This is a genomic window from Psychrobacter piechaudii (genome assembly GCF_900162825.1).
Classification (GTDB): Bacteria; Pseudomonadota; Gammaproteobacteria; order Pseudomonadales; family Moraxellaceae; genus Psychrobacter; species Psychrobacter piechaudii.
In genome coordinates, this window is record NZ_FUGE01000124.1 from 1 (window position 1) to 26924 (window position 26924).

The 26924-nt window shown below is 41.7% G+C and carries 26 protein-coding genes; 17 read left to right on the forward strand and 9 right to left on the reverse strand.

Translation table 11 applies throughout. From position 1 onward, the window contains the following. Positions 1-157 precede the first annotated feature (157 nt). A complete protein-coding gene (locus A1019T_RS06515; RefSeq protein WP_077450935.1) occupies positions 158-1789 on the forward strand; it encodes an aminotransferase class I/II-fold pyridoxal phosphate-dependent enzyme in 1632 nt (543 codons plus the stop codon). A 144-nt stretch (positions 1790-1933) separates the two neighbouring features. On the opposite strand, the gene A1019T_RS06520 is transcribed toward A1019T_RS06515, so the two are convergent. After that, positions 1934-3676, reverse strand: coding sequence for a glutamine--tRNA ligase/YqeY domain fusion protein (locus tag A1019T_RS06520; RefSeq protein WP_077450936.1), 1743 nt, complete (start codon positions 3674-3676; stop codon positions 1934-1936). Between the two features lie 253 nt (positions 3677-3929). Continuing rightward, a complete protein-coding gene (locus A1019T_RS06525) occupies positions 3930-4271 on the reverse strand; it encodes a MafI2 family immunity protein (RefSeq protein WP_077450937.1) in 342 nt (113 codons plus the stop codon). Between the two features lie 486 nt (positions 4272-4757). On the opposite strand from A1019T_RS06525, the gene A1019T_RS06530 reads away from it, so the two are divergent. Together A1019T_RS06530 and A1019T_RS06535 are read left to right on the forward strand one after the other, a co-directional pair. After that, positions 4758-5270: a peptidylprolyl isomerase gene (locus tag A1019T_RS06530; protein WP_077450969.1), complete on the forward strand. Its 513-nt coding sequence runs from the start codon at positions 4758-4760 to the stop codon at positions 5268-5270. 34 nt (positions 5271-5304) lie between these two features. After that, positions 5305-6183, forward strand: a complete 879-nt coding sequence (locus A1019T_RS06535) for a UDP-2,3-diacylglucosamine diphosphatase (protein ID WP_244156561.1) — start codon at positions 5305-5307, stop codon at positions 6181-6183. Between the two features lie 100 nt (positions 6184-6283). Here the strand turns inward: A1019T_RS06535 and orn are convergent, their stop codons facing one another. Beyond that, positions 6284-6865: an oligoribonuclease gene (orn, locus tag A1019T_RS06540; protein WP_077450938.1), complete on the reverse strand. Its 582-nt coding sequence runs from the start codon at positions 6863-6865 to the stop codon at positions 6284-6286. 292 nt (positions 6866-7157) lie between these two features. Here orn and rsgA point away from each other — a divergent pair, with 292 nt between their 5' ends. The 4 genes from rsgA (at position 7158) to secB (ending at position 9944) form a co-directional block, all read left to right on the forward strand. Further along, positions 7158-8330 carry a ribosome small subunit-dependent GTPase A gene (gene rsgA / locus A1019T_RS06545; RefSeq protein WP_077450939.1) on the forward strand — a complete coding sequence of 391 codons (1173 nt, stop codon included), beginning with the start codon at positions 7158-7160 and terminating at the stop codon, positions 8328-8330. A 127-nt stretch (positions 8331-8457) separates the two neighbouring features. Next, positions 8458-8919, forward strand: coding sequence for a rhodanese-like domain-containing protein (locus A1019T_RS06550; protein ID WP_077450940.1), 462 nt, complete (start codon positions 8458-8460; stop codon positions 8917-8919). Positions 8920-9163: 244 nt separating this feature from the next. Then, a complete protein-coding gene (grxC, locus tag A1019T_RS06555) occupies positions 9164-9427 on the forward strand; it encodes a glutaredoxin 3 (RefSeq protein WP_077450941.1) in 264 nt (87 codons plus the stop codon). 67 nt (positions 9428-9494) lie between these two features. Beyond that, complete coding sequence (gene secB / locus A1019T_RS06560) at positions 9495-9944, forward strand: protein-export chaperone SecB (protein WP_077450942.1); 450 nt, start codon at positions 9495-9497, stop codon at positions 9942-9944. A 172-nt stretch (positions 9945-10116) separates the two neighbouring features. On the opposite strand, the gene adk is transcribed toward secB, so the two are convergent. From adk to A1019T_RS06590, 6 genes are all read right to left on the reverse strand, one after another. Then, complete coding sequence (gene adk, locus A1019T_RS06565; protein ID WP_208608046.1) at positions 10117-10770, reverse strand: adenylate kinase; 654 nt, start codon at positions 10768-10770, stop codon at positions 10117-10119. A gap of 296 nt (positions 10771-11066) precedes the next feature. Further along, positions 11067-12458, reverse strand: coding sequence for a c-type cytochrome biogenesis protein CcmI (gene ccmI, locus A1019T_RS06570; protein WP_077450944.1), 1392 nt, complete (start codon positions 12456-12458; stop codon positions 11067-11069). Positions 12459-12588: 130 nt separating this feature from the next. Continuing rightward, positions 12589-13167 carry a cytochrome c-type biogenesis protein gene (locus A1019T_RS06575; protein WP_077450945.1) on the reverse strand — a complete coding sequence of 193 codons (579 nt, stop codon included), beginning with the start codon at positions 13165-13167 and terminating at the stop codon, positions 12589-12591. Next, positions 13164-13784: a DsbE family thiol:disulfide interchange protein gene (locus A1019T_RS06580; RefSeq protein WP_077450946.1), complete on the reverse strand. Its 621-nt coding sequence runs from the start codon at positions 13782-13784 to the stop codon at positions 13164-13166. Before A1019T_RS06580 ends, A1019T_RS06575 begins: the two co-directional genes overlap by 4 nt. Before the next feature lie 101 nt (positions 13785-13885). After that, positions 13886-15838 (reverse strand): heme lyase CcmF/NrfE family subunit, encoded by a 1953-nt coding sequence (locus A1019T_RS06585; protein ID WP_077450947.1) that lies wholly within the window; start codon positions 15836-15838, stop codon positions 13886-13888. Between the two features lie 473 nt (positions 15839-16311). Beyond that, entirely contained in the window at positions 16312-17640 is a 1329-nt protein-coding gene (locus A1019T_RS06590) for a DUF445 domain-containing protein (RefSeq protein WP_077450948.1), read from the reverse strand. Between the two features lie 301 nt (positions 17641-17941). Between A1019T_RS06590 and mrdA the strand changes: the two genes are divergently transcribed. The 10 genes from mrdA (at position 17942) to A1019T_RS06640 (ending at position 26848) form a co-directional block, all read left to right on the forward strand. After that, positions 17942-19930, forward strand: coding sequence for a penicillin-binding protein 2 (mrdA, locus tag A1019T_RS06595; RefSeq protein ID WP_077450949.1), 1989 nt, complete (start codon positions 17942-17944; stop codon positions 19928-19930). A gap of 114 nt (positions 19931-20044) precedes the next feature. Continuing rightward, positions 20045-20818 carry an RsmD family RNA methyltransferase gene (locus A1019T_RS06600; RefSeq protein WP_077450950.1) on the forward strand — a complete coding sequence of 258 codons (774 nt, stop codon included), beginning with the start codon at positions 20045-20047 and terminating at the stop codon, positions 20816-20818. 283 nt (positions 20819-21101) lie between these two features. Next, positions 21102-21530, forward strand: coding sequence for a 50S ribosomal protein L13 (gene rplM / locus A1019T_RS06605; RefSeq protein WP_028859267.1), 429 nt, complete (start codon positions 21102-21104; stop codon positions 21528-21530). 21 nt (positions 21531-21551) lie between these two features. After that, positions 21552-21938, forward strand: a complete 387-nt coding sequence (rpsI, locus tag A1019T_RS06610; RefSeq protein WP_028859266.1) for a 30S ribosomal protein S9 — start codon at positions 21552-21554, stop codon at positions 21936-21938. A 307-nt stretch (positions 21939-22245) separates the two neighbouring features. After that, positions 22246-22830 carry a ubiquinol-cytochrome c reductase iron-sulfur subunit gene (gene petA / locus A1019T_RS06615; protein ID WP_028859265.1) on the forward strand — a complete coding sequence of 195 codons (585 nt, stop codon included), beginning with the start codon at positions 22246-22248 and terminating at the stop codon, positions 22828-22830. Between the two features lie 23 nt (positions 22831-22853). Further along, on the forward strand, positions 22854-24059 hold the full coding sequence (locus A1019T_RS06620; RefSeq protein ID WP_208608047.1) for a cytochrome b: 1206 nt from the start codon (positions 22854-22856) through the stop codon (positions 24057-24059). Further along, entirely contained in the window at positions 24059-24778 is a 720-nt protein-coding gene (locus A1019T_RS06625; protein ID WP_077450952.1) for a cytochrome c1, read from the forward strand. The genes A1019T_RS06620 and A1019T_RS06625 overlap by 1 nt, the downstream gene beginning before the upstream one ends. A gap of 154 nt (positions 24779-24932) precedes the next feature. Then, positions 24933-25547: a glutathione S-transferase N-terminal domain-containing protein gene (locus A1019T_RS06630; protein ID WP_077450953.1), complete on the forward strand. Its 615-nt coding sequence runs from the start codon at positions 24933-24935 to the stop codon at positions 25545-25547. Between the two features lie 28 nt (positions 25548-25575). Then, positions 25576-26022 (forward strand): ClpXP protease specificity-enhancing factor, encoded by a 447-nt coding sequence (locus A1019T_RS06635; RefSeq protein ID WP_077450954.1) that lies wholly within the window; start codon positions 25576-25578, stop codon positions 26020-26022. Between the two features lie 190 nt (positions 26023-26212). Then, entirely contained in the window at positions 26213-26848 is a 636-nt protein-coding gene (locus tag A1019T_RS06640; RefSeq protein ID WP_077450955.1) for a trimeric intracellular cation channel family protein, read from the forward strand. The last annotated feature ends 76 nt before the right edge of the window (positions 26849-26924 follow it).

Below are 26924 nucleotides of genomic sequence, written 5' to 3' on the forward strand. Positions count from 1 at the left end.
ATATTGAAATGCAAGTTTTACTTGCATTACGGCTATTGCAAAATAAGTATCAATGCAATAATATCTTGCATAAGCTAATAAATTTTGTTTTATTAGCAATGACCTTTATAAGCATTTTAATGCTGTTATTTAATTTAATACTTAGAGAGTAGTCACTATGAGTGAGGAATCAGAGTACAAGGCTCAAGGAGAACGGCTTAGTAAGCTGCGTAAAGCCAAAGGGTTAACCGCAGAGCAATTAGCAACCGCTATGACAGATGCCGGCTCAAAAGTTAGCCGTGGTGCCATATCAAATTGGGAACGAGGCATAAATGGTATTGTCTCCTCAAAGCTTCCCGCTCTAGCCACTATCTTAGGCTGCTCTGAAGGTTATTTGTTGCGCGGTGAATTACCAGATACCGCTACTAACTCAGCTAACCCTTCAATCTCTTTAGACCCTGAAACGCAAATCTCTACTAATCCCCAGTCTTCTAATCAAAGCACGAGTAACCGTACCATGACCAATACTGCCCCTACCCCCAATCGCCGACCTCTAAAAAAATCTGACAAACTTCAAAACGTCTGTTATGACATCCGTGGTCCTTTGTTAAAGACAGCCATGCAGATGGAAGCTCAAGGTCAACGAATTTTAAAATTAAACGTGGGAAATCCTGCGCCTTTTAACTTAGATGCCCCTCATGAAATCCTGCAAGATGTGGCGCTAAATCTACATAATGCGACAGGCTATTCAGACTCTCAGGGTATTTTCTCCGCCCGTAAAGCGGTTCTGCAGTATTACCAATCAAAAGGCTTGTTATCTGCGGTCGATGTTCGTGATGTCTATCTAGGCAATGGAGTGTCTGAGCTTATTGTTATGACCATGCAAGCGCTTATGAATGATGGTGATGAAGTGCTTATTCCAATGCCAGATTATCCTCTATGGACCGCAGCAGCTAACTTAGCTGGGGGCACAGCAGTGCATTATCGCTGTAACGAAGATAAAAACTGGCAACCTGATATTGAAGATATTCGCTCGAAGATTAACGATAAAACTCGCGGTATTGTGGTCATTAACCCCAATAACCCAACAGGGGCGTTGTATTCAAATGAAGTGCTACTAGAGATTCTTGAGCTGGCTCGTGAATACAACCTAGTGGTAATGGCTGATGAGATCTATGACCGTATTTTATATGATGATGCGGTTCACACCCCTATGTGTACGTTAGCCCAAGATGTTTTAACCCTAACCTACAATGGGCTGTCTAAATCACACCGTATTGCTGGCTTCCGTGCAGGCTGGTTAATGCTATCGGGCAATAAAGAGTATGCCAGCGACTTCATCGAAGGTTTGGATATGTTGGCATCAATGCGACTGTGTGCCAACGTGCCCGCTCAACATGCGATCCAAACTGCGGTCGGCGGTTATCAGAGTATGCAAGATTTAACAGCGGAATCAGGTCGATTGTATAAGCAGCGTCAACTGGCGGTTGAACGCTTAAATGCTATCCCAGGTATTTCCTGCACTATGCCACAAGGTGCCTTCTACTGCTTCCCTAAATTAGACCGCACCATCTATCCTATTGAAGATGATATGCAGTTTATGATGGATCTATTAATCGAAGAAAAAGTATTAATGGTTCAAGGTACCGGCTTTAACTGGGACGCACCCGATCATTTCCGCGTGGTCTTCCTGCCTAACTTATTTGACCTAGAAGATGCCATGGACAGACTAGATAGATTCTTTGCCAATAAACGTAAAGAATTTGGTACTGAGCACTTGGTCACTGCAAAACAAGAGAAGACCGCTTAAGGCCAAGCATTCAAAGCTTCCCCACCATAAATTATCCATAAAAAAGAGGAGCTAAATATAGCTCCTCTTTTTATTGTGCGCCCTACTTATAAGAGTTATGAAGTATGGGCATCTACGGTTTACTACCTTAGCTTATAGCTTGTGCTATTCTGGCTTATAGTTATCACGCAAGCTAACAATTTGGTTAAACACTGGCTTATCCGCAGTGTGCTCTTCTGCGTCTGCCACGAAGTAACCTTCACGTTCAAACTGGAAACGGCTGCCCGCTTCAGCATTGGCCAGTGAGGGCTCTACTACCGCCTCTAGTACCGTCAATGAGTTCGGATTCAATGCGTCATGAAGATCTGGCACTGCACTTGGGTTTTCTGCTGAGAATAAATGCTCATACATACGCACAGTGGCCGGTACCCCTTTCGTGGCAGATACCCAGTGGATAACGCCTTTGACTTTACGGTCTTCAGGGTTTTTACCCAAAGTGGTTTTATCAATGGTGGCTTTTAATTCTACAACATTACCAGCGTCATCTAGCACATGCTCGGTAACTGCCAATACATAGGTATTACGTAAACGGATTTCTGATTTTTCAGGAGACAAGCGCTTGTAGCCTTTTGGTGGCTCAAGTTCATAATCGCCTTGATCAATATAGATCGTTTCAGTAAACGGAATTTCACGCTCACCCATATCCACGTTAGGATGCTTAGGCTGGTTAATCCATAAGGTTTTTTCAGCTTCATCCCAGCGTGCGTTTACCCCTTCATCTTTTAAGCTTTCCCACTCACTTAAAGCTTCCTCAAAATTAGTAATGGTTACTTTAAGAGGTTTTAGAACCGCCATGCCGCGTGCCGTTGTGTTCTCAAGCGACTGACGAATACTAAATTCAAGTAAACGGAAATCTACAACGCTATCAGACTTAGTTACGCCCACACGCTCACAGAAATCACGTAAACCTTCAGGGGTGTAACCACGACGACGCATACCGGCAATGGTAGGCATACGGGGATCATCCCAACCAGTCACAATGCCTTCATCAACCAGTTGCTTAAGCTTACGCTTACTGGTCATGGTATGATCAACATTTAGACGGCTGAACTCGTATTGATGGGGTGGGTATTTAATACCCCCTTCAGCACCAACCTTCTCCACTGCCCAATCATAAAATGGACGGTGATCCTCAAACTCTAGAGTACAAATTGAATGGGTAATCCCCTCAATCGCATCTGATAAAGGATGGGCGTAATCGTACATCGGATAGATACACCATTTATCGCCCGTTTGGTGATGCGCCTGTTTCATCACACGGTAGATTACAGGGTCACGCATATTCATATTAGGGCTAGCCATATCAATCTTGGCACGCAATACCGCTTCACCTTCTGCATACTTACCGTTTTTCATATCGTCAAAACGCTGTAAGTTATCCTCTACACTGGCATCACGCTGCGGAGAAGGTTTACCTGGCTCATTAAATGAGCCTCGAGTTTCACGAATTTGTTCAGGCGTTTGCAAGTCTACATAAGCATCGCCTTGCTTAATTAGTTTAATGGCCCACTCATGTAACTGATCGAAATAATCAGAAGCATAGTAAGGCTTATCTGCCCACTCAAAACCCAGCCATTTAACATCATTTTTGATGTTATCAATATAATCCTGCTTTTCGGCGGTGGGGTTGGTATCATCAAAACGTAGGTTACAAATACCACCAAACTCTTTAGCAATACCAAAGTTTAGGCAGATTGATTTCACATGACCTAAGTGCAAATAGCCATTCGGCTCTGGCGGAAAGCGAGTGATAATCTGCTCGTATTTGTCGTTGGCAACATCTTCACGGATGATGTGACGAATAAAATCGTTCTTCTCATGTTCTTCTTTATTTACAGCATCGCTCATAAAACCTTACTCCTAATATTAAAAACTCTTATAAAAAAGGCGACTTAGCAATCATTAAAAGCCAATTAAAAATAACAAATGCTCTATTCTAACAAACCTAAGCGTAATCACTCATCTATTTATACAATATATTTTGCAACTCATCTTTTAGCTAATGCTTTACAAATTGGTATTGAATAACCGTGCTGTAAGCGATGATCTATTACTCCTCGACTTTAACAGTTTGAAACATGGATTTTACTACGTTGCACTCTCACTCCTCAGATTCTTTTCTTTGAAATACTGAAGCTACAAAATCATTATTTTTAGGTAGGCTTAGGATAAAGTCCTTATTATGATTATAAATAACCTCTTGGTTAAGCTCGTACTCAAATTCAATATTATTGGCTTCAAGAAATTCACTTAACCACAAATCAAACAGAGACATTATTTCATGATAAATCGCCTCTTCGTCGTCATTGCTTTGCCTAGATAATACAAAATATACGGTTAGCAAATTACCCTTGATTGCAAATGAAACACTTCTGAAGTTATCATTTATCTCAAACAAACAGGCTTGAGTTAAAAAAAAGCTAACGTAAAAAAAGAGGTCCATTCTAATTCCAAGCGTCTATAAGGATATTATTTTGGGAGATAGCCGAGCCCTGTAACAGCCAGACACATGACAATCTAAAAAAAAGAGGTTAGACTACCCCTTTAAATTTAAGCGTATCTATTCTATATAGTATTAATGTTAATACCTATATCATGTTAATACTTATATAGTGTTAATGCGTCTTTTAAACAAGGGGTTATCTGCTCCAAGCAGAAATAAATTAACGAAGACTTGGTTGTAGTTAATATCTTTAACCCCTAAAAAAACCAATTATTAATCAAATATTAATATAGCTTGGGTTTATTTGGCACTCAGTCCAATAAAAGCCCTCTAGGACATCTTGTGAATGCATTTAAAACTTTAGGTTTTGGCACTTTAATGATGCCTCTTTTTTTAATGGGCTGTACCAACACCAATACAACCCCAACTAATAATGCCGGCACCAATACCAACACCAATGTTACATCTAATGTTAAGGATACAAAAATGAGTGATATGCCTGTAGTTCAGTTAAACACCTCAATGGGTGAAGTGGTTATTGAATTAAATTCTGAAAAAGCACCTAAGACCGTAGAAAACTTCGTGTCTTACGTAAAATCTGGTCATTATGATGGCACTATTTTCCATCGCGTTATCCCTGACTTCATGGTACAGGGCGGCGGTATGGACGCTGACATGAACGAAAAGAGCACCAACGCTCCTATCGAAAACGAAGCAGACAATGGCCTGAAGAACGAAGAAGGCACCATCGCTATGGCTCGTACTCAAGACCCGCATTCAGCCACTAGCCAGTTCTTTATTAACGTAAAAAACAATGCTTTCTTAAACCATTCTGGCAAAAACATGCAAGGTTGGGGCTACACTGTATTTGGTAAAGTAACCAGCGGCATGGATGTGGTTAAGAAAATTGAAGGCGTTCCAACAGGTCGTTACGGTATGCATGCTGATGTGCCAAAAGAGCCTGTTATCATCGAATCTGCAGTTATGGTTTCTGAATAATTTAGCCCATCGCTAATTATAAGTTACTAATGATATGATGCTAGTAGATGACCCTGCTGTTATTGATTATAGCCATTTGATAACCACTCGGCCCTATGATGTGCGCCGAGTGATTATCAGTGACTTGCATTTATCAGCGGATGAGCCTGCCTTAGTGCAGGCTTTTTTAGCTTTAGTTGATGACTTAATCGCTTTACCCAATTTGACTGAATTTTATATTCTTGGAGATTGGTTCGATGCCTGGGTCGGTGATGATCGCTACTTAAGTTTAACGGCTGTTGAAGCCAAGCGGCACTGGCTCACTCCTATCATCGAGAAGCTGAAGCACCTGAGTAATCAAGGCTGCAAAATTAAAGTAATGCACGGCAATCGTGACTTTTTGATCGGGCAACGCTTCTGTGATTTATTTCATGGTGAGCTAGTTATTGAGCCTTACTTAGTAAGTATCGGCAATAAAGCCTTCCGATTTGAGCATGGCGATGCGTTATGTACCGATGATAAATCCTATCAACGTTTTCGGGTCATAGCCCGTAACCCTCTTACCAAGTGGCTACTATTAAAAAGACCTCTGCATAAAAGAATAGCTTGGGCACAAAAAATTCGTCAAAAAAGTGCCTTAAATAAAACCCAAAAATCCATGTCCATTATGGACGTCAATCAACAGGCAGTACTTAGGGCTTTAAAGCCTGTAGAGGCCTTATTACATGGTCACACTCACCGTCCTAATATCCATGAAGTTATCACTGATAACGAAAATAACTCAACCAAGCCCCGTTACGTTTTGGGGGATTGGCGAGTAATAAATCCTGAAAGCTCTTATCAACAGGTCGAAGCAGTTATCGCAGTAAGCACAAGCACAGAATTTGAGCAAAAAGAAAGCCTTCAGCTGGTTAAGTTCATGATCAAAATTTAAACACAAACTCAGTTAGCCAAAGGCTCGGTTTGGTTAGCTCTAGGTATTAGCTTCCAAACGAGATACTAGCCCCAAAAGCTATCTCTTTGATATCAACAAATTAGTCTAATAATTTAAAGAAGTGCTGACGGTAGTGCTTAAGCTCACGAATCGAATCACGAATGTCATCCATAGCCAAATGACTGCCGGTCTTCTCCACCCCTTTTAAGATATCAGGACGCCAGCGGTAGCATAACTCTTTAATAGAGGACACATCCAAGTTACGATAATGGAAGAAGCGCTCCAATTGAGGCATCTGACGCGCTAAAAAACGTCTGTCCTGGCAGATTGAATTACCACACATCGGAGACTTGCCTTCATCTACCCATTTATTTAAAAATTCGATGGTTTCTTTTTCAGCTTGCTCAAGCGTCACAGCGCTACGGCGCACTCTATCAATCAACCCCGATTGACCATGCTGCTTGGTGTTCCACTCATCCATGGCATTCAATTTTTGATCAGAAACCTTGATGGCAAACACTGGGCCTTCAGCCAGTACATTCAAGTCTTCATCGGTTACGATGGTCGCAATTTCAATGATATCGTCATTCATGGTATCTAAACCAGTCATTTCCAAATCAATCCAGATAAGACCTTTTTTACCTTGGTTTTTAATTTTAATTTTATTGGGATGATCGCTCATAACATTTCCTAGACACTTTTAGTTCACAAAAATAGATTAAAAATAGAGTTAATTATAGGGAGCCAATTCCTTTATTAGGGTCTACAAATAGCTAGAAGGCTCAATCTGACTATGTTACCAAATTTAGCCCCTGGCTCCTTAACTATTCACGCACTATAACACTTAAACTTTGAATTTATTGTACCAACGCCCAATAAACTATATCCTAGACACTCTGATACTCACTGTCACTGTTTTTAGTAACCCTCGCGCTTACTTAAGCACACTGCAATATTATAGGTAACTTGAATTTATGGCTTTGATAAGACAACGTAAGCTAACCAAGCAACAACTTCGACGCATTGATAAAAAACAAGCTCAGCAACAAGACTCAATTGATGGTAGCTTGATGGATGGCGTGGTGATGGCTCATTATGGCAAACAGCTAGAGGTTCAAGTCACCTCATTACCGGCGATTATTCCGAACCCACCTGTGGTGGAAGAAGGTGAGCCTGAGCCTTTTTGGCAGGCTATCGAGTTAGGTGATATTTGGCGCTGTCATGTCCGTACCAACTTACCTATGTTAGCGACGGGAGATAAGGTTCGCTGGGTCGCTGACCCTAATACGGGCTTTGGCCGTATTGAGTCGGTTCAGCCACGTACCTCTTTAGTCTCGCGCCCAGACCGTTACCATAAACTTAAGCCTGTGGCCGCCAACGTAGACATTTTAGCCATTGTTTTTGCCCCGCTGCCCGCTGCTGCTCCTAATCTTATAGACCGCTATTTGGTGGTTTGTCATCATGCCGATGTTAAGCCTCTTTTGGTGCTAAATAAGGCCGATCTATTGGCCATTGAAGACTATGCTTTTACCAAAAACTTACTCAGCGAATATCAAAGCTTGGGCTATGAGACCGTGCTAACCGCAGCCCCCTGCCCTGAAAATATTTTACTCAATCCCTCACAGGCCAGTAGTAAAAAAGTTGTAGATAAAACTAAGCTGACTGATATTGAGCCATTACAACAGCAAGCTGAATTAGGCCTTTCTGATTTACAGCAACAAATTAAAGATAAGCTGGTGATCTTTGCCGGTCAATCAGGGGTGGGTAAAAGCACCTTAGTTAACGCCTTACTGCCCAACTCTGATCAAAGCGTTAATGTCATCTCTACCAATTCCAAGCTTGGTCAGCACACTACTACCACCAGTCGTTTATTACCTTTTAATCCTGAAGACCTTACTCAAGGCGGTATTGTCGATACCCCAGGCATTCGTGAATACGGTATTTGGCACTTAACCCCGGATGATATTATTGCCGGCTTCGTTGAATTATATCCTTTGGCCGGTGATTGTCAGTTTAGAGACTGCAAACATACCCACAATAGTAAAGGTTGTGCGTTGTGGGAAGCGGTGGCAGAAGGTAAGGTCATGCAGCGCCGGGTCGAAAGCTTGGTAACCTTGCAAGCAGAAGCAGACACCCCCACTTATTAGATATTGACTCAAATGCTTTAAATAGAGAATTCTAACCGTTAAGTTAGCAATTCTCTATTGTCGTTAATGCATTCTAATGCTTATCACGTTATAATAATTGCCATAAAAATTTTACTGGAGAAGTGTTTTGTCACTAGATCGTTGGCTTGAATTTATTGGGAACCACCCTTTTTTATTTGGTACTCTAGCTGTCCTTATCTTTTTATTTTTCACGGTGGAAAACAAACGCAGTGGTAAAAAGATTTCGCCCAATACGTTAGGTACTTTAGTTAACTCTCAAAATGCACAAATTATTGATATTCGTGCTAAGAAAAAGTTTGAGACAGGTTATATCCAGGGTAGCCGCAATATCCCTTTCACCCAATTAAAAGACCGCTTAGAAGAGATCAGAGCCATTGAAGCTCCAGTTGTGGTGGTTTGTGATATGGGTATTCAAGCAGGGGCTGCGGTTCAAATGATTGGCAAACCAAACGTATTTCGTCTTGACGGCGGTATTGGTGGCTGGCAAGCAGCAGGCATGCCACTGGTTGGCGGCACAGTAAAAAAATCAAAAACTGTGGATGGAAAAGCCAAAGTAAAAGCCAAATAAATAACAAAAATAAGGTCGTCACTGTTAATACATTTTAGTACGACCTTAATATTATTATTTTGATTTTCCCTTAAAGCAGCGATTGTTTCTAGACTGCAGTTACCCTACGATACCTTGCACACATTAAGTAATATATCTGGTACAAAATGCCAGATAAACCCTTAATTATAAGGAACGGTGTTTTGGTACAATTAACATTAAAAGCCACACCCCTAAATATCTCATAAAACTAAAAGGATTGTTCATGACTGCTCCTGTTACTGTATATACAACCCCTATTTGCCCTTATTGCTCAAACGCCAAACAACTTTTGAAATCAAAACGCATTGAGTATAAAGAAATTGGTATGCATGATATGAGTTCTGATGAGCGTATGGCTTTAATGAAAAAGACCAACAACTACAGAACTGTTCCACAAATCTTTATCGGAGAAACTTTCATCGGTGGCTTTGATCAACTAAACGCCTTGAATGAAAGTGGTAAACTTGATGAAATGCTAAATGCTTAATTTTTATGCACTTGGTAGCTTTATAATTTTACAATCATAAAATCTAATTTAAAAAAGGACATTTTTCATGGCTGAACAACAAGCACAACCTCAACTGGCCCTTGAGCGTATTTATGTAAAAGACATGTCACTTGAGGTAGCAGGTGCAGAAGTATTTACTAAAGAATGGCAACCAGAGCTAGACATTAATCTAGCTACCAATGCAGAACCCTTAGATGAAGATCATTATCAGGTAGTTCTAACCGTTACTGTAAATGCACAAAACGCAGGTTCAGCAGCCTTTATCGCTGAAGTTCATCAAGCTGGTATCTTCTTAATCAAAGACATTCCAGAAGATCAAATTGGTCAAATTTTAGGTGCTTACTGCCCTAATATCTTGTTCCCATATGCTCGTGAAGTGATCAGTGATATCGTAACCCGTGGTAGCTTCCCACAATTATTGTTAGCCCCTGTTAACTTTGATCAAGCTTATGCTCAGAGTCAGCAGCAAGTTGCTGATGCTGAAGGCAACGCTTAATCCTTCTATGATTGACCGGTTATATAACTGATCTCACTAAAGCCACTATAAGTAACTTATAGTGGCTTTTTTAATACTCAATAAAAAGCCCCGTAATCTAATTAGATTACGGGGCTTTATAGTGACTTATAAACTAAATATTTAATTCAGATTTTTCAGTTATAAAATCAAACTAGCCTTTAAGTGCGCTAAGGATATTTTGCTTAACCACTTCGATATCTTTAGTACCATCAAACTGATGATACTTAGGTGCATTGGCATCTTCTTTGGCTTTATTCTGATAAAAACCAACTAAAGTAGAGGTTTGCTCATGGTAAGTGGCAAGGCGATCACGAACCGTTTCTTCTTTGTCATCATCACGTTGGATTAGTTCTTCACCAGTAACATCATCTAAGCCTTCTTGCTTAGGTGGGTTATATTTTAGGTGATAAACACGGCCAGAACCTGGATGCTGACGACGACCAGATAAACGAGAAACGATTTCGTCATCTGGAACACTGATTTCTACCACATGGTCGATATCAACGCCCGCTTCAATCAAAGCCTCTGCTTGAGGAATGGTACGTGGGAAACCATCGAAGATACAACCATTTGCACAGTCCGGCTTCTCAATACGTTCTTTTACTAAATTGATGATTAGATCATCAGAGACTAAACCACCTGACTTCATGATGCCTTCAGCTTTTTTGCCTAGCTCTGTTCCTTCTTTAATAGCAGCGCGTAGCATATCGCCGGTTGAAATTTGTGGAATATCGTATTCTTTAGAGATGAACTGTGCTTGGGTCCCTTTACCTGCCCCTGGAGGCCCTAGCAAAATAATACGCATCATAGTGGTAATCCTCTTGAATTGTGTCGATGAAAAATCATCATAAAAAAAGCGTCTTAAATAACAATATGTCTTAAATAACAATATAATGGTAACCACAAGCCCTAGCCCTGAATAGGGTTGATTCATTAGGTGGCTACAACTAATGACGCCTCAGACAAGTCTTGTTTGACTGTTATAATAAGCATAAATACCTTACCTTGAGATGAAAAAAAGCTCAAGCTATTTTAATAATAAATACCGCTATAATTAAAACTTAGTAGTCAAACAAAACTTAAATCTTCGCTATCAATTAACTAAGGAAGCTGTTTATTAATTTCAGTAGTTACTTTCAGCTCACCTTCAGTATTATTCTGATAGTTAAGCGGTAAATCACTAGCAGCCAAATCACCTGCTTCTTGCATCGCTTGTCCCGATTTACTTACTCTAGCTTTCAACACCAACTGCTTGCCTTCTTGCATCGCTTTTGACAAGGTTTGTGTCGGCATCATAGCATCTTCATCACTTAGCTTAATATTAAAGCCATTCGCTGCATTTGCCAACTCTGAAGCTGGGAGGCGTTTTACTGCTAGCGGAGCACCCCCTGAGGCTTGCTGAATCGTTACAAACAAGATGTCTGAAGGTGCTAATAATGGAGTCAAGCTTGGATTCAGAGTGACAGTTACCGCCACTGTCTGAGTTGAAGCGGTGGCCGTGCTGTTATTGGCTGCAGAAAGACTTGCTTGCTGCTGTTGAGCGATATTGCGGCTCAGCTCATCCAAGCTATTTAGCGCCTCACTGTGATCACCCTCTCTTGCCATAATGCCTGCTTTCAATCTTTCTACCCAAGCCTGTGCTTGCTGATAGTTACCTGAACGGGCTTCCCCCATTGCCATCAACATTTGAGCTCCCTGGTGCTCTGGATTCTTTTGTAGCACCCCTTCTAACGCTTTACGACTACTGGCATCTAACATACCTCCGCTAGTGAAGAAGTTAGTTTGAGCATAACTGACAGCAATGTTTTCATCTTCAGGTGCTAAGCGATAAGCGCGAGCCTGAGCTTCCATAGCCTGTTCATTGGCCTCAAAAGCCAATAATATATCCGACAATCGCATCCAGCGCATAGGGTCGTGAGCGTGATGATGGACATTGGTTTGAATGGCACCCATTAGGCCCACTGAGTCTTCAGTAGCCCATTCTGGCGGCGCATCAATCTTACCCGTCAATAGATCGTCGGCTACTTGACCTACTTTATCCTGTGCCTGCCATAAGTTGACCACCGGCGATCTATCGCCAGCTAAAAAGTAGCCCAATATCATCAGAATAGGCACACATATAAGCAGTGTTAAACGTGCTTTGCTACTGCGCGTAAATTGTTGCTCACGCTTTGCTTTTAGAAGCTGCCCACGGCTAAAGCTTTCTTCTTTAAGCCCGTCATTTAACACCACACTATTCTTATCATCACTGGCTAATAATAGCTGACGCTCAAGCTCTGTCTTCTGAGTCTTAAACTCAGACTCGGTCATTGCTCCGGCATTAAAGTCAGCTTTTAGCTCTTCCAGTCGCTCTTTAAATACCTCAACATTAAGCGCTATTAGCTGATCGTTTTGAGCAGATCTGTCCACCCGCAGCCATGGCATAAGCACTATAATTGCTAATATGATTGCCAATAAAATTGCCAGCGCGACAAAAATCACTAACGTTGGCATGATTTAACTCCTTACAAGTTGAGATATAAACCGCAATGGTGGTGACAGCAAAATGCACTGCTTAACTTTAGTCTTGGGTAAATATTAATCTTAGATACACAAGTGTTAGCGATTAATTATTTCTTATCGCTTAATTGTTATCGCTTTTATGGTCGTTACTATGCTCTTTAAGTAATGCTTTAAGTTTTTGGGCCTCTTCATCACTTAAATTTGACCCGACCTTATCTAAGTCAATAGCTTGAGCACCGCTTGGTACGCTACTGACCTGTTTTTTATTATTGGCTTTTTTAGTACGCATGAGCCAACCTGCTATTAACAATAATAAAATCACGGGTGGGAAGTACCACAAAATCCAGGTCGAAGGCCTTACCGGCGGCTTATAACTAATGAAGTCTCCATAACGCTCATACATATACTCGCGTATCTGAGCATCGGACTGCCCTGCCATAACCATTTCATAAGTTTTTCTTTTTAGATCTTGAGAGATAACAGAATCTGATCCTGCTAAGTTTTGGTTTTGACACTTTGGACAACGAAACTCTTCAATCAAAGCTTGGTACTGGGCTTCTTGTCTTGGATTATCGAACTCAAATACTTCAATAGCAGCATTTGATAAGCTGCTCACTGAGCCTAAGGTAAGCACCAAAGCCAAAACTTTAAATAAAGCAATGAGACGCTTGGTTAGGGCTGTGGCCTTTATAGTAATCATTTACACACCTCAGCAATCTGCTTCGTGATCTCTGGAGTATCTAGCGCTGCTTGTTTTTGACCCATCTCTGTCAATAAGTCCATACAAGGCTTAATTCTAGATTGCCAATTATCGGCACTAATTTCACCGACGATATGTTGACGAATATTACCTTGAGTATCAACGATAAAACTTTCAGGGGCACCAGTTAACCCCAAATCAATGGCAAAACTACCATCAAAATCTCTAAAGCTAAATACATAGGGGTCACCACCATTTGTGAGGTACTCTTGAGCCTTATCCAGCTCATCTTTGTAGTTAACCCCGACTATCGGCACCTGCTGTTGGTGCAGCTCCATAAAGAAAGGATGTTCTTCGTAACAAGTAGGACACCAAGAGCCCCAAACGTTAATAATGAAAGGGGTTTTTGGTAAATCAGCATTGGTTACCTTGATGTCAGGGTCAGACAATAAAGGTAAATTGAACTCTGGCACTGGTCGGTTTAATGCATTATCAAATACCACGTTAGTGTCCTTACCTAATCGGGCAAAGAACATAACGATAAGACCTAAGAAAACAATCAGAGGAATTAAAAACCAAACCTTAAACTGTGATTTACTCATTAATGGGTCAGACATTTACCATATCCTTAATACAAATTTTGCATCAGTTATTTACCGTTACTCTTTACCGCTTTTACCGATAACCGCCTTTCAGTAACGATTACCGGAAATAAAATCTATGCAGATTTTTTTAGACGATAGCGGCGATCTAGCATGCTGATCAGGGCGCCTAATGCCATAACGATGGCGCCAGTCCATAGCCAAGCAATCATCGGCTTAACATAAATACGTACCGCCCAGTTCCCATTAGAATCATTTTCATCGATAGGCTCACCCAAAGCGACATATAGATCTCGGAAGAAAGTAGTTTGAATCCCAGCTTCAGTCATTGGCATACTACTCACCACATAATTACGTTTTTGTGGATATAGAGTAGTGACAAACTTACCGTCCTTTTCTACCTTAATCTCAGCCTGAATGGCATCATAGTTCTTACCGCGCACCTCATCGAAGTCGACCAAAGTGAAATCATAATCTTTGATTTCAACCGTATCTCCCACGGTCATTGCTACGTCTTTCTCGACACTTAACGCACTCGTTACTCCAATACCTAGCGAAACAATAAGTACGCCGATATGAGCCAATTGCATGCCCCAATAATGAGCTTTTAGACGCTTAATGCCTAAGCCAAAGCTGGCTGAGTTCTTGGTTTTATCTTTAATATCATAGATTATCCACCCCAGAACCCATAGACACAGTAAGCTAGTAACGACAATCTGTAGATTTAAACTTTGCGTAAATAAGTAAGTAGCGATCGCTGCTAACAACGCACTGCTAATTAAAATGGTGAGGGTGACGCCTAACAAAGGACGCTTATCCTGTTTCCAGCGCAAATTAGAGCCCATACCCATGGTCAACAATAGCAACCAAGTTAAGGGCACAAATAGCGTATTGAAATACGGAGGGCCTACCGATACCTGACCTAGATTAAAGAAGTCAGCAATAATAGGATACAGCGTGCCTAGTAGCACGACCAAAGTGGCTACTAATATCACGATGTTATTAATAACCAGTAATGTCTCGCGCGACTTTAAACCATAGTTACTTTCAACGGTTAAACGCCAACCCCGTAACGCAAACACAATGAGACCTGAGCCGATAACCACACCTAAGATGGCTAAGATAGCCAGACCCCGAGTCGGGTCTGCTGCAAAAGAGTGAACGGAAGTAATCACCCCTGAGCGTACTAAGAAAGTGCCTAATAAGCTTAAAGCGAAAGCAAAGATAGACAGCATGATGGTCCATGCTTTGAAAACACCGCGCTTCTCAGTTACTGCCAATGAGTGAATTAATGCGGTACAAGCCAGCCAAGGCATCAATGAAGCGTTTTCTACCGGATCCCAGAACCACCAGCCACCCCAGCCTAACTCATAGTAAGCCCACCATGAGCCTAGAGCGATCCCTAAAGTTAAAAAGCCCCAAGCAGCCAGAGCCCAAGGGCGAGACCATCGGGTCCATACCGCATCGAGTCGTCCGGCCCATAATGCGGCCATACAAAATGCAAAAGGAATCGCCATGCCGACATAACCCATGTACAGCATAGGAGGGTGGAAAATTAGACCGGGGTCTTGTAATAGTGGGTTTAAGTCTGCGCCATCGACAGGCACATTAGGCAGGGTTCTTTCGAAAGGCGATGAGGTGAAAATAAGCATGGCCAGCATCATTAATTGCACAGCGCCTAAAATCACCAATACTCTGGCGCGCATATTCAGCGGTAAGCCTCGGCTAAACCAAGCCACCATGGCCGACCAACCCGCTAAAATGGTTACCCATAATAGTAAAGAGCCTTCGTGACCACCCCAAGTTGCTGATAACTTATAGAACCAAGGCAGTAACGAGTTTGAATGCTGAGCCACATAGACCAAGGTAAAGTCGTTATAGAAGAAGCCAGCCATAAGTGTTAAGAAAGATATCAACACTGCGACGAATTGTGACCAAGCCAAGCTTGGTGCCAAACGTTGCAAATGACTCTGATTTCGTGCAATACCAATGGTAGGCAGCACCACTTGCAATAAAGCCAAAATCATTGATGCAACTAATGCAAAATATCCTAGCTCAGTAATTACCATATTCGCTCGCCCTAATACTACTATGCTGTTGCTTAAGCTTGGTAGGAGTTATTAAAGACAACCCCTATTCTAGTAAGCGTATAAATATTTATTAAAACCTATTTTGTTAAATAACAGGATCTAAACTCAAATCAAATGTTTACCTTACCGTGGGTGCTAGATAAATCATTCTTTAATTTTACTGTGTGGATTCATTGTCAAAAACAGACCCTTCAAAAAATAGAAGGCCAAAACAAAAGGGCTGTAACCTTATTATTGCTTACGACTCAAGCTTACTTTAATTAGATGCTATTTATTGTCTATTAAGGTTTTTCTACTATCTCTTGACGAACAAAGCCACTCAAACTATAAAGTGGCTTTACCTTTATTTGCACATCACAGTTGATATATCCCTATAATATTTTATATATAGTTATATTGTATAGTGTCGATGGCCATATAGATAGCTTCAGCTAAGCACATATTTTAGCACTTTATCCGCTCACTGGGAAAAATACTAAAATTAAATGCAACCAACCTGCCAAGAAACCGGTGACTCCGCCTAGGATAATCAAGGTCGTTTCATCTTCTCTAAAGGCGGGACGTAATAAGTTTTGGAACTCGTGCGAAGTCAGTGCCTTAATACGCTCACAGAATAAGCCATAAATCTTCTCGGCTCGACTCTTATTCAACTCAGGATCACGGATGGGCACCATGGTCGCATCAATTGATTTATCGATAATAGTATTTTTCAACTGACCAAATTCACGTCTGCCTAAGCCTAATCTTAAAGTGGTGCTAACTACTGGAGACTCTAGGATGCCATACAAGTGATTTTTCATTAGATTACGCGTTTCTGCCGCTTTTGGCCCATACATCATTTCATTCATGATGTTCTCTAACGTCACCAGCTCTTCTACCACGATAGCAGCAAAGACCTCAGAAACTTCTGGCTGACGCTTCATAAAGCCGCCTTGCCAGTTGTAGGTATCTATTCGAGGCAATACGGGCACAATAAAGGGGAAACCTTTTACCCGCTTAAATAAACGAATATACTTGATAGGCTTGGGATCAACTGGGTTGAACACCATCCAAATAGCAATCCAGTTGGTTAAAAAACCCCAAATCGCTGCAAAGAAAGGAACCGTCCAGTGTTGAGGCACCAGCAAATAAATAAACATTTGCACGATACCAAAGATAAATCCAATTAGCGCACTAATGTGCCAAATGAAGTTGATTTCTTTTTGACCTACCTTTAAGAACATATTGACCATTAAACGACGGTCATTTTCCATGGTGCGCACGATCATTTGACGCATATCGACCAGTTCTTCGACATTATAGGTCAGATCAACCACCAGCTCCCGCATAATAGTAGGGAGCTGCTCATGGGCATAACTATAAATACGGCGCTTTACAGCGTAAGGTAAATTACTCCACAACGAAGCGGAGCGCTCATTCATAATCTCATCAATAAGGTGCTCAAGATTGGCATCGACGGTTTTAGTTATAAAGTCGGCCATCTCTTCAGGCTCCATCGCCTTGAAGAATTCATCAAGTGAGCCAAGCTTTGATAGTGTTTGATCAACAATAACACCCGATATTTTCCCGGCTTTGCGCGGCACAATGCCTTGCCAGCCAATACCCTGCCAGTCATAAGGCAAATTTGGAATTTTTATACCCCAAAATTTGATGGGGTAAAACAACATTTTCAAAGCCATCCAAACGTGCGCCCACGTAACGAATGCCGTTACAAATGGAATGGTTAACATTGCAAAAAATTCAGGATGCGCGCTTAAGACTTGCCAGATAGAAGAAAACATGTTGGATATATCACTTATACTTAGGTTAAAGGAACCTATTTCCATGTTATTGTAATGTCAGTGTGCAAAATTCTAACACACAAGCTATAGATTTACTTAAATCAACTCACCCGTCCTAGTGAGACCTGATAATAGCGTGATATGAACCCAAACTGCAACAGTTTTCCCTGCACTAAAAATCATTGAGCAATAGAATGAGCTTTGATTTGTTATGATATAATTGCTGCTACTGGTTACTTTGATTAATCACCTCCCCTTCAAGCTCTATTTCCTTTTTCATCCTGCTAAGTATATAAATTTAATGAAACAACCCCTCTCTTCAGATACTCGCCAAGAAAATCGCAGTTTTTTAAACCGCATTTTGTTTGCTGCGCTATTTATATTCTTAGGTCTCTCAGGGCTAATGGCTCGCTATTGGTATTTACAAGTATATTCTCACGAAAAATATACCACTCAAGCTGAGAATAACCGGGTTAAGCTAATCTCAGACCCGCCTTCTCGCGGCTACATTTATGATAGGAATGGCCACTTATTAGCAGATAATAAGCCGGTATTTACCGCCATGCTTAGCCCTGATGAGGTGCAAGATCCAAAACGCACCCTTGAGTTGTTGATGCCCATTTTTGATCTGACGGATGAAGAAGTTACCGATATTTTGGCTCGTATAGAGCAAAGTAAGAATGATCCCGTCACCATTAAAATTGGTATTAATGATCAGCAGATGGCTCAATTTAGTGAGCGAAAACCTTTTTTTAAAGGGGTAAGCATTCAAAGTAAGCTCACTCGCAGCTATCCTCATGACGAATTATTTGCTCATGTGATTGGCTATGTGGGCCGGATTAATGACAAAGAGTCTAAAGAAATTGATAAAGAGCGTTATGCGGGGACAGACCTCATTGGTAAAATTGGTATTGAGAAATACTATGAGGATTTACTGTTAGGTAAAGCAGGCCATCAAGCGGTGGAGACCAACGTTCATGGTGATATTTTACGTAAGTTGGACAACACCCCGCCCGTGCCTGGTAATGATATCTACCTTAGCTTAGATTATGGACTGCAAAAAGTAGCGCAAGATCAGCTAAATGGCCGTAGAGGAGCCATTGTTGCCATTGACCCCCAAAATGGCGATGTACTGGCGTTTGTAAGTAACCCAAGCTTTGATCCCAACCCTTTTATTTCAGGTATCTCGTTCAAGGATTATGGCGCCCTACGCGACGATCCTGATCAGCCCCTTTATAACCGAGCTTTACAAGGGATGTACCCTCCTGCCTCTACCATTAAACCCTTTGAAGGACTGGGTGTGATTCATTATGGCCTAATGGGCTGGAATGACACCATTTATGATCCAGGCTACTTTACTTTACCAGGAGATAGCCACCGCTTCCGTGACTGGAAAAAAGGCGGGCATGGTACGGTTAACCTTACCAAATCCATCGTGATGTCGGTAGATACCTACTATTATAAGCTGTCGTATCAAATGGGTATCCAACGCTTACATGATTGGATGGTTCGTTTCGGATTTGGTAGCCCCACAGGAATTGACTTACCCAATGAGAAAGCAGGGGTAATGCCGTCCCCCCAATGGAAAATGGATACTTATGACAAAGCTTGGCTCCCTGGTGAGACCATCTCAGTCAGTATTGGTCAAGGCTACTTCTTAGCCACCCCTTTACAAGTAGCCAATGCCACTGCGATGACCGCTAACTTAGGAAAAAAGCTGACACCCCATATGTTGAAACGCTCAGAAGGCGCGGCGGAAGTTCACCCTATCGATAGACCTACTGGTACCATTGATTTCAATGGGACTGAGGCTGACTGGTTAAAGATGCGTGATGCTATGGAAGAAACCATTAAACGAGGCACAGGGAGAGGCATCTATACCAACCGCTACCGGATTGCTGGTAAAACGGGGACTGCCCAAGTTAAATCTATTGCTCAAGGTAAAAGCTATAACAAGGCGGCCTTAGATAAGCGTCACTGGGACCATGCTTGGTTTACAGGCTTTGCTCCTGTTGAAGATCCACAAATTGCGGTAGCTGTCTTAGTAGAAAACGGCGGTGGCGGTAGCTCAACGGCGGCTCCTATTGGCCGAGCTTTATTTGATTACTGGATGCTACGTCGACCCAATGACCCTATTAATCCTCCTAGTGCAGAGGAGTTAGAGATCATCAGAGCAGAGAAAGCAGCCGCCAAGGCGCAGTTAGATGCTGAGCGTGAAGCAAAAGAAGCTTTAGAAGAAAAGGCAAAACAGGCTGAGGCCAATAAGCCTGAAACAAAACCAACCACCTAACCCCTAAACACTGACTTATGTCATTCAAAGCGCTTAAAGCATATAGACATAAGACTTTAATGAAATCAAAATGTGTCTAAAAACACGTGAATACTGTATTTAAAGGTCAAGGCAATGAACGCCAAACGAAACCGTCCCCACAAAGTTGCTGAAGCAACGCACTCTACAAAAAAGCCTGCTGGCTCTCGTCAGGCTGCTACTAGAAGCAAAGCTAAAGCAACCGGTCAAGTTCGCATCATTGGAGGTCAGTTTCGCCGTCAACTAGTCCCTTTTATAGATGCTGACGGCTTACGACCTAGCCCTGATCGGTTAAGAGAGACTCTGTTTAACTGGCTCCAGTTTGAGCTTCATGACGCCCATGTGCTAGATCTATGTGCCGGCAGTGGCGTCTTAGGCTTTGAAGCTTTATCGCGTGGAGCAAGTTGGGTCGACTTTATTGAGCTTCAGCCAAATCAAGCCAGTCTCATCTCGCAGACGGCAGAAAGACTTAAATTACCAAACGATAGCTTTCGAGTATCCTTAGGGAATGCTTTAGAGCTAATTCCCACACTGCCGAGACTAAAACCTATTAGTAACCTGCACAGCTCTGATAATAATTTAGACAGCAATACTGATAGCAGTTCTAATAAAGGGCAAGCAAACTCCCCTACTGAGACACTTTGCTATCATATCGTCTATGTCGACCCTCCTTATGACCTTGACCTCTGGGTACCTATGCTGGATCTATTAATCGAGCATCAATTGGTTAACTCCCAAACTTTGTTCTATATAGAAGATAAAAGAGAATTAACTCAAACTCTTGAGCAGCTGTCTTATAACTATAATGTGTTAAAACAAACTAAGATGGGGCAAGTTTTTGCAAGCCTGATTCAAATAGAGCAAATCTAACCACCTTACTTAGGAAATATATCGCTTGTGGCCCTAAAAATAGACTATAATTTGTGCAATCAATAAGTTTTTAGCTAGGCTAAAGTAGTTTTTAGAGAAATAAAGTACCTTTTAGAGAAATAAAGCCTTCTATTTACAATCTTATATTGCTTTTTTTGTAGCCAATGACTACAATGTGCGTCTGTTTTTTGAGAGCCCCGTTTCCCCCAACACTCTCAACGACAGTGAAGCAGTTTAGCTGTTTCACAGATAACTGCTTCACTTGATAACTTAAGGTTTAATCATGAAAACACAAAGTGCAAAGCCCGCTGAGGTTACTCACGATTGGTATATCGTCGATGCTGAAGGTAAAACTTTAGGTCGCCTTGCCACTCAAATCGCTCATCGCCTTCGCGGTAAGCATAAGCCATCTTTCACTCCGCACGTAGATACTGGCGATTATATCGTTGTTATCAATGCAGACAAGATTGCTGTAACTGGTAAGAAAGCCCAAGACAAAAAATACTATCGTCACAGTGGCTACCCTGGCGGCATCAAAGAGACTAACTTCACTAAGTTAATCGCTCATAAGCCAGAAGAAGTTCTTTTGAAAGCCGTAAAAGGTATGTTACCTAAAGGCCCTCTTGGTTATGCTACCATTAAGAAGTTGAAGCTATACGCTGGTACTGAGCATCCACATGCCGCCCAGCAGCCTAAAGAACTAGACATCTAATCGCATAATCAGGAGTAAGTTATGGAACGCAATTACGGAACTGGTCGTCGTAAAACGTCAACTGCCCGTGTCTTTTTATCAAAAGGTACTGGTAATATCGTTATCAACGGCAAACCACTTGATGAATACTTCGGTCGTGAAACTTCACGCATGGTTGTTCGTCAGCCACTAGAATTACTTGATTCAGCTGAGTCATATGATATCTACGCTACTGTTAAAGGTGGTGGTATCAATGGTCAAGCCGGTGCTATCCGTCATGGTATCACTCGCGCGCTAATCGAGTCTGACGAAACTCTTAAGCCTGCTCTTAAAGAAGCTGGTTTCGTTACTCGTGACTCACGTCAAGTTGAACGTAAGAAATTGGGTCTACGCAAAGCGCGTAAACGTCCTCAATTCTCTAAGCGTTAATTTATTTGATAGGCAGTGTGGTATTTGCTTATTTAATATTAAAAAAACCCTTGTTGACTCAAGGGTTTTTTTATTTTTACAGATGCGAATTTATTTTATTAATAAAATAGCTTAGAATAGACACAATTAGTAATATTAGGCAAAGCCAATGTAACCCAACATTTATTATTAATGATAAATAGCATTATGGAATTAAACGTTATTGTCTTCTTATTGCATTGGGTTTTACATACCAGTATGAAAAGTAGCGAGTACCTTATATACTAAGCCTCGTCTTTTCATGACTTTTATCTGGAGGAAGTTTTTAATGAGCCATGCCGAAGGCGTCAACATAAAACGCCGTAGAGTTCTGATCGCTTCAACTGCTGCTATAGGCGCAGTTGGGGTTGCTTCGGTGGCCACACCATTCGTGCGCTCTTGGTATCCAAGTGCGAAGGCCGAAGCTGCAGGTGCTGCCGTTACACAAGACATTAGTGCTATCGAAGATGGCCAAATGATTGTGGTTAAATATCGCGGTAAGCCAATTTTTGTCGTTAAGCGTACCGAAGAGATGGTGGCTAACTTAGAGAAGGTAACCCCTCAGCTAAGTGATCCCAATTCGGATGCTTCAGTACAGCCTGAATATGCCAAGAACGCTACTCGCTCACGTGAGCCTAGCGTTTTAGTTGTGGAAGGTGTTTGTACCCATCTAGGGTGTGCCCCTAACTACCGTCCAGAAGTAGGTGCTGCTGATTTAGGTGGTAATAGCTGGTTCGGCGGATTCTTCTGCCCTTGCCATGGCTCAAAATACGACCTAGCTGGCCGTGTTTACAGTGGTGTTCCTGCTCCGACTAACTTACCAGTACCAGAATACAGCGTAGATGGTCCTATCTTAACTGTTGGGGAGGCGTAATCATGAGTTTTGGTAAAAAAATGATGAGTTGGGTTGATGCCCGCTTCCCTGCTACTGAGACCTATGAATATCATATGTCAAAGTACTACGCGCCAAAAAACTTTAACTTTTGGTACTTCTTCGGTGTGTTATCGATGATTGTGTTGGTCAACCAGTTAGTAACTGGTATTTGGCTAACCATGATGTTTAACCCAAGTGCTGAAGGCGCGTTTGCCTCTGTTGAATACATCATGCGTGATGTTAAAGGCGGTTGGTTGATTCGTTATATGCACTCTACGGGTGCTTCTGCCTTCTTCGTAGTGGTCTACCTACACATGTTCCGCGGTATGCTCTATGGCTCCTATAAGAAGCCTCGTGAGCTTATTTGGTTAATTGGTATGGGTATCTACCTATGTCTAATGGCGGAAGGCTTCTTCGGTTATCTATTACCTTGGGGTAACATGTCATTCTGGGGGGCTCAGGTTATTCTTAACTTACCTGCAGCTATTCCTGTTATCGGTGATGGCCTTGCTGAATGGGTTCGTGGTGACTACCTAATCTCTGGTATTACTCTAAACCGTTTCTTCGCCCTTCACGTTGTGGCAATTCCTCTGGTATTAGTGGGTCTAGTATTTATTCACTTAGTAGCCCTACACCACGTGGGTTCAAACAACCCTGACGGCGTTGATATCAAAAAGCTTAAAGATAAAAATGGTGTGCCTTTAGACGGCGTTCCATTCCATCCTTACTACACTGTGCATGACATGGTTGGTATCGTGGTATTCTTCATTATCTTCTTTGCTGTGATCTTCTTCTTCCCAGAAGGCGGTGGTTTCTTCTTAGAAAAACCAAACTTTGAAGCGGCAAACGCTCTGAAAACCCCACCACACATTGCACCAGTTTGGTACTACACGCCATTCTATGCAATCTTACGTGCGGTTCCAGATAAGTTAGGTGGTGTTATTGCCATGGGTGGCGCGATTGCTATGCTATTCTTACTACCTTGGTTAGACCGTTCACCTGTGAAGTCTATTCGTTACAAAGGTATCTTATCTAAGATTGCTCTAGGTATCTTCGTGGTTAGCTTCTTAGTATTAGGTTACTTAGGTGTGGCCCCTGCTACTCCAGTTAACACTATCCTAGGTCGTATCTTTACTATCTTGTACTTCTTATATTTCTTATTGATGCCAATTTACACATCAATTGAGACATGTAAGCAGCCACCTGAACGCGTTACTGGAGGTCACTAATGAGTGCTTTAACTAAATCATTGACCGGCTTCGGACTTGGTGTTGCTCTAACACTAGCCGCCACCACATCTGCCCAAGCGGCAGGTGGTGAGGGCTGTGGTACCTTCACTAACGCTGATGGGGTTGAAGAACACCTAGCTTGTAGTACTGCGCCAATCGACTTTGCTAACAAAGGGTCATTGCAACGTGGTGCTACCATGTTCATGAACTACTGTGCTGGCTGTCACACTGCTAAATACGTGCGTCATTCTCGTATTGCTCAAGATTTAGAGATTCCACCTGAACTGGTTGAAAAATACTTATTGGTGACCTCTGATCAGATCGGTGATCATATCGATAACGGTGTTGATCCAGACATTCAAGCCGGTTGGTTCGGTGCACCACCGCCAGACTTATCGCTAGAAACTCGCTTACGTAGTGATGATTGGGTTTATACCTACCTACTAAGCTTCTACGAAGATCCAAGCCGTCCTTGGGGTGCCAACAACTTGGTACTACAGAACGCAGCGATGCCTCACGTTCTAATTAATTTACAGAATGAGTTAGGCGAAGAAGAATATCGTAGCCGTGTGGGTGATCTAGTAAACTTCATGGCTTGGATGGCAGAGCCTGTTCGTGAAGACCGTAAGCGTTATGGTTTCTTCGTGATCATCTTCTTATTAATTTTATTAATCCCAGTTTATCTATTGAATAAAGAGTTCTGGAAAGACGTCAAATAATCTCTCCTAGCTTTTAATAAGTATAGAGAACTGAGAAAAAAGACGATAGAAATCTATCGTCTTTTTTATGCCTTAAGTTTGGTAAAGATTCTGCAATTGATTAACCTAGGCAGTTTGGTTACTATGCTACTCTATTCATTGCTTTATGTAGTCTATGATTGATCCTAAAGACATTCCTGACAGCCAGATTGTGCTGTATGCTGATGATGGGTACGATAGCCATGTGGTCCGACTATTATTAGCAGAAAAAAAAGTGAAGTATTATTTATCGCTCCTTGATAGTGAACGACCAGAAGATTTGCGTCAGTTAAATCCTTACAATACCATTCCGGTTTTGGTACACCGCGACTTTAGCTTGTATGAGCTTAATGTCATTTTTGAGTATCTAGAAGACAGGTTCCATGGTCATAAGCTATTGCCCGATACCCCCAAGCAAAAAGCACTACAACGTCAACTGGCTTGGCGTATCCAAAATGACTGGTTAAAGTTGGGGCGTATTTTATTAACCCATAAAGACAGCATTAACCCGCAACAAGCTAAAATTGCAAATCAGAAGCTGTCTGATGCCTTAGTAACTTTGTCGCCAATATTTGGTCAAACCAACTATTTTATGTCGGATGAATTTGGCTGGTGTGATGTATTGCTAGGAGCCATGCTATATCGTTTGGATGAAATGCAGATAGAACTGCCTACTCATTTATGTCGACCGCTGCTTGAGTACCAAAAGCGACTGTTTGAGCGCGACAGCTTTATACAAACCATGGCATAAATAAATTTAAAATATAACCGAGGTTACCATGACAGAAGAATTAAAATTGACCCCTACTCGCCCTTATATGATCAGAGCTTTTTATGAATGGCTAGAAGACAATTCGCTAACCCCCTATTTACTTGTTGATGCCACTCAAGATAATTTAGTGATACCCACAGAACACGTTCAAAACGGTCAAATTGTATTAAATATTGCCAGCCAAGCCACAGGTAATATGAATATTGATAATAACTACATTAATTTTAATGCTCGATTTGGTGGGGTTTCCCGTGAGCTGTGGATACCTATGCAGGCTGTGATGGCGCTCTTTGCTAAAGAAAATCAGTCTATCGCCATGCCATTTGACCCTGCAGAATATGAAGACTTTACCCCTGAAGATCCTGAACCTACTACTACTACTAAGTCTACTCCGGCTTCTAAAGCAGATACCATAGAGCGGGCTAAAAAAGCAGGGTTAAAAATTCTGAAATAAGTAGCTAACTAACCTTTCAAAACATTAGCTACTACTTAAAACCATTAGCTGCTATAAGTTAAGCTATCCAAATAGCACAAAACCATTGATAATAGCGAGGTCTCTTTTTAGAGGCCTTTTATTTGCGCCAATAAATAATTGTCAGGTTATGACGAATAAACCACCCCATTAACTTATTGTGTGATGAAACATGCCCAGTTATTACATTACTCCAGACCTATTAATTTATCTATTTGATATGGTCGGAGTTGTTGCCTGTGCCATTGCTGGCACCCTGCTTGCACAACATAAAGGATTTGATATTGCAGGCTGTATCTTGGTCTCTATGGCCAATGCCATCGGTGGCGGTACCATTCGTGATGTGATAATCGACCGCCATCCCTTGTTTTGGATGACAGACTTAAATTACATCATTGTGATTACCATTACCTCCTTAGTGCTTCAGATATTCTTTCATCTTTATCATAAAATCGACACTGCATTAAAGTTTTTTGATGCCATTGGTCTTGCCGCTTTTAGTGTTATTGGTCTAAAAGTTGCCCTTTCACAAGGTGTTGCCCCTGCCATTGCGGTTTTAATGGCGGTGTGCACGGCTATAGTGGGTGGCATGGTTCGAGATATTATCTGTAATGAAATTCCTTTAGTGCTGCAAAGAGAAATTTATATTACCGCAAGTGTGATTGGCTCATGCTGTTATTTTGTGATGCAAGCCATTGGAATCGAACCCGGTATTAACGACCTGTTAACGCTGGCTATTATTTTCTTCATTCGTATATTGGCACTGATTTTCGACTGGCACTTACCGTCTATCCGCTTAGTAGATTAGTAGCTTGTAGAATAAAAAGAGCCTAAACGTCACCGCTTAGGCTCTTCATTTTTGGTCGCAATTTGTTGGCTATGGT

What these genes read in the sequence shown, in the direction of transcription:
- A1019T_RS06515 (WP_077450935.1), top strand. Translation starts at nt 158, where the DNA reads ATGAGTGAGGAATCAGAGTACAAGGCTCAAGGAGAACGGCTTAGTAAG.
- A1019T_RS06520 (WP_077450936.1), bottom strand. Translation starts at nt 3,676, where the DNA reads ATGAGCGATGCTGTAAATAAAGAAGAACATGAGAAGAACGATTTTATT.
- A1019T_RS06525 (WP_077450937.1), bottom strand. Translation starts at nt 4,271, where the DNA reads ATGGACCTCTTTTTTTACGTTAGCTTTTTTTTAACTCAAGCCTGTTTG.
- A1019T_RS06530 (WP_077450969.1), top strand. Translation starts at nt 4,758, where the DNA reads ATGAGTGATATGCCTGTAGTTCAGTTAAACACCTCAATGGGTGAAGTG.
- A1019T_RS06535 (WP_244156561.1), top strand. Translation starts at nt 5,305, where the DNA reads ATGATGCTAGTAGATGACCCTGCTGTTATTGATTATAGCCATTTGATA.
- orn (WP_077450938.1), bottom strand. Translation starts at nt 6,865, where the DNA reads ATGAGCGATCATCCCAATAAAATTAAAATTAAAAACCAAGGTAAAAAA.
- rsgA (WP_077450939.1), top strand. Translation starts at nt 7,158, where the DNA reads ATGGCTTTGATAAGACAACGTAAGCTAACCAAGCAACAACTTCGACGC.
- grxC (WP_077450941.1), top strand. Translation starts at nt 9,164, where the DNA reads ATGACTGCTCCTGTTACTGTATATACAACCCCTATTTGCCCTTATTGC.
- secB (WP_077450942.1), top strand. Translation starts at nt 9,495, where the DNA reads ATGGCTGAACAACAAGCACAACCTCAACTGGCCCTTGAGCGTATTTAT.
- adk (WP_208608046.1), bottom strand. Translation starts at nt 10,770, where the DNA reads ATGCGTATTATTTTGCTAGGGCCTCCAGGGGCAGGTAAAGGGACCCAA.
- ccmI (WP_077450944.1), bottom strand. Translation starts at nt 12,458, where the DNA reads ATGCCAACGTTAGTGATTTTTGTCGCGCTGGCAATTTTATTGGCAATC.
- A1019T_RS06575 (WP_077450945.1), bottom strand. Translation starts at nt 13,167, where the DNA reads ATGATTACTATAAAGGCCACAGCCCTAACCAAGCGTCTCATTGCTTTA.
- A1019T_RS06580 (WP_077450946.1), bottom strand. Translation starts at nt 13,784, where the DNA reads ATGTCTGACCCATTAATGAGTAAATCACAGTTTAAGGTTTGGTTTTTA.
- A1019T_RS06585 (WP_077450947.1), bottom strand. Translation starts at nt 15,838, where the DNA reads ATGGTAATTACTGAGCTAGGATATTTTGCATTAGTTGCATCAATGATT.
- A1019T_RS06590 (WP_077450948.1), bottom strand. Translation starts at nt 17,640, where the DNA reads ATGTTTTCTTCTATCTGGCAAGTCTTAAGCGCGCATCCTGAATTTTTT.
- mrdA (WP_077450949.1), top strand. Translation starts at nt 17,942, where the DNA reads ATGAAACAACCCCTCTCTTCAGATACTCGCCAAGAAAATCGCAGTTTT.
- A1019T_RS06600 (WP_077450950.1), top strand. Translation starts at nt 20,045, where the DNA reads ATGAACGCCAAACGAAACCGTCCCCACAAAGTTGCTGAAGCAACGCAC.
- rplM (WP_028859267.1), top strand. Translation starts at nt 21,102, where the DNA reads ATGAAAACACAAAGTGCAAAGCCCGCTGAGGTTACTCACGATTGGTAT.
- rpsI (WP_028859266.1), top strand. Translation starts at nt 21,552, where the DNA reads ATGGAACGCAATTACGGAACTGGTCGTCGTAAAACGTCAACTGCCCGT.
- petA (WP_028859265.1), top strand. Translation starts at nt 22,246, where the DNA reads ATGAGCCATGCCGAAGGCGTCAACATAAAACGCCGTAGAGTTCTGATC.
- A1019T_RS06620 (WP_208608047.1), top strand. Translation starts at nt 22,854, where the DNA reads ATGAGTTGGGTTGATGCCCGCTTCCCTGCTACTGAGACCTATGAATAT.
- A1019T_RS06625 (WP_077450952.1), top strand. Translation starts at nt 24,059, where the DNA reads ATGAGTGCTTTAACTAAATCATTGACCGGCTTCGGACTTGGTGTTGCT.
- A1019T_RS06630 (WP_077450953.1), top strand. Translation starts at nt 24,933, where the DNA reads ATGATTGATCCTAAAGACATTCCTGACAGCCAGATTGTGCTGTATGCT.
- A1019T_RS06635 (WP_077450954.1), top strand. Translation starts at nt 25,576, where the DNA reads ATGACAGAAGAATTAAAATTGACCCCTACTCGCCCTTATATGATCAGA.
- A1019T_RS06640 (WP_077450955.1), top strand. Translation starts at nt 26,213, where the DNA reads ATGCCCAGTTATTACATTACTCCAGACCTATTAATTTATCTATTTGAT.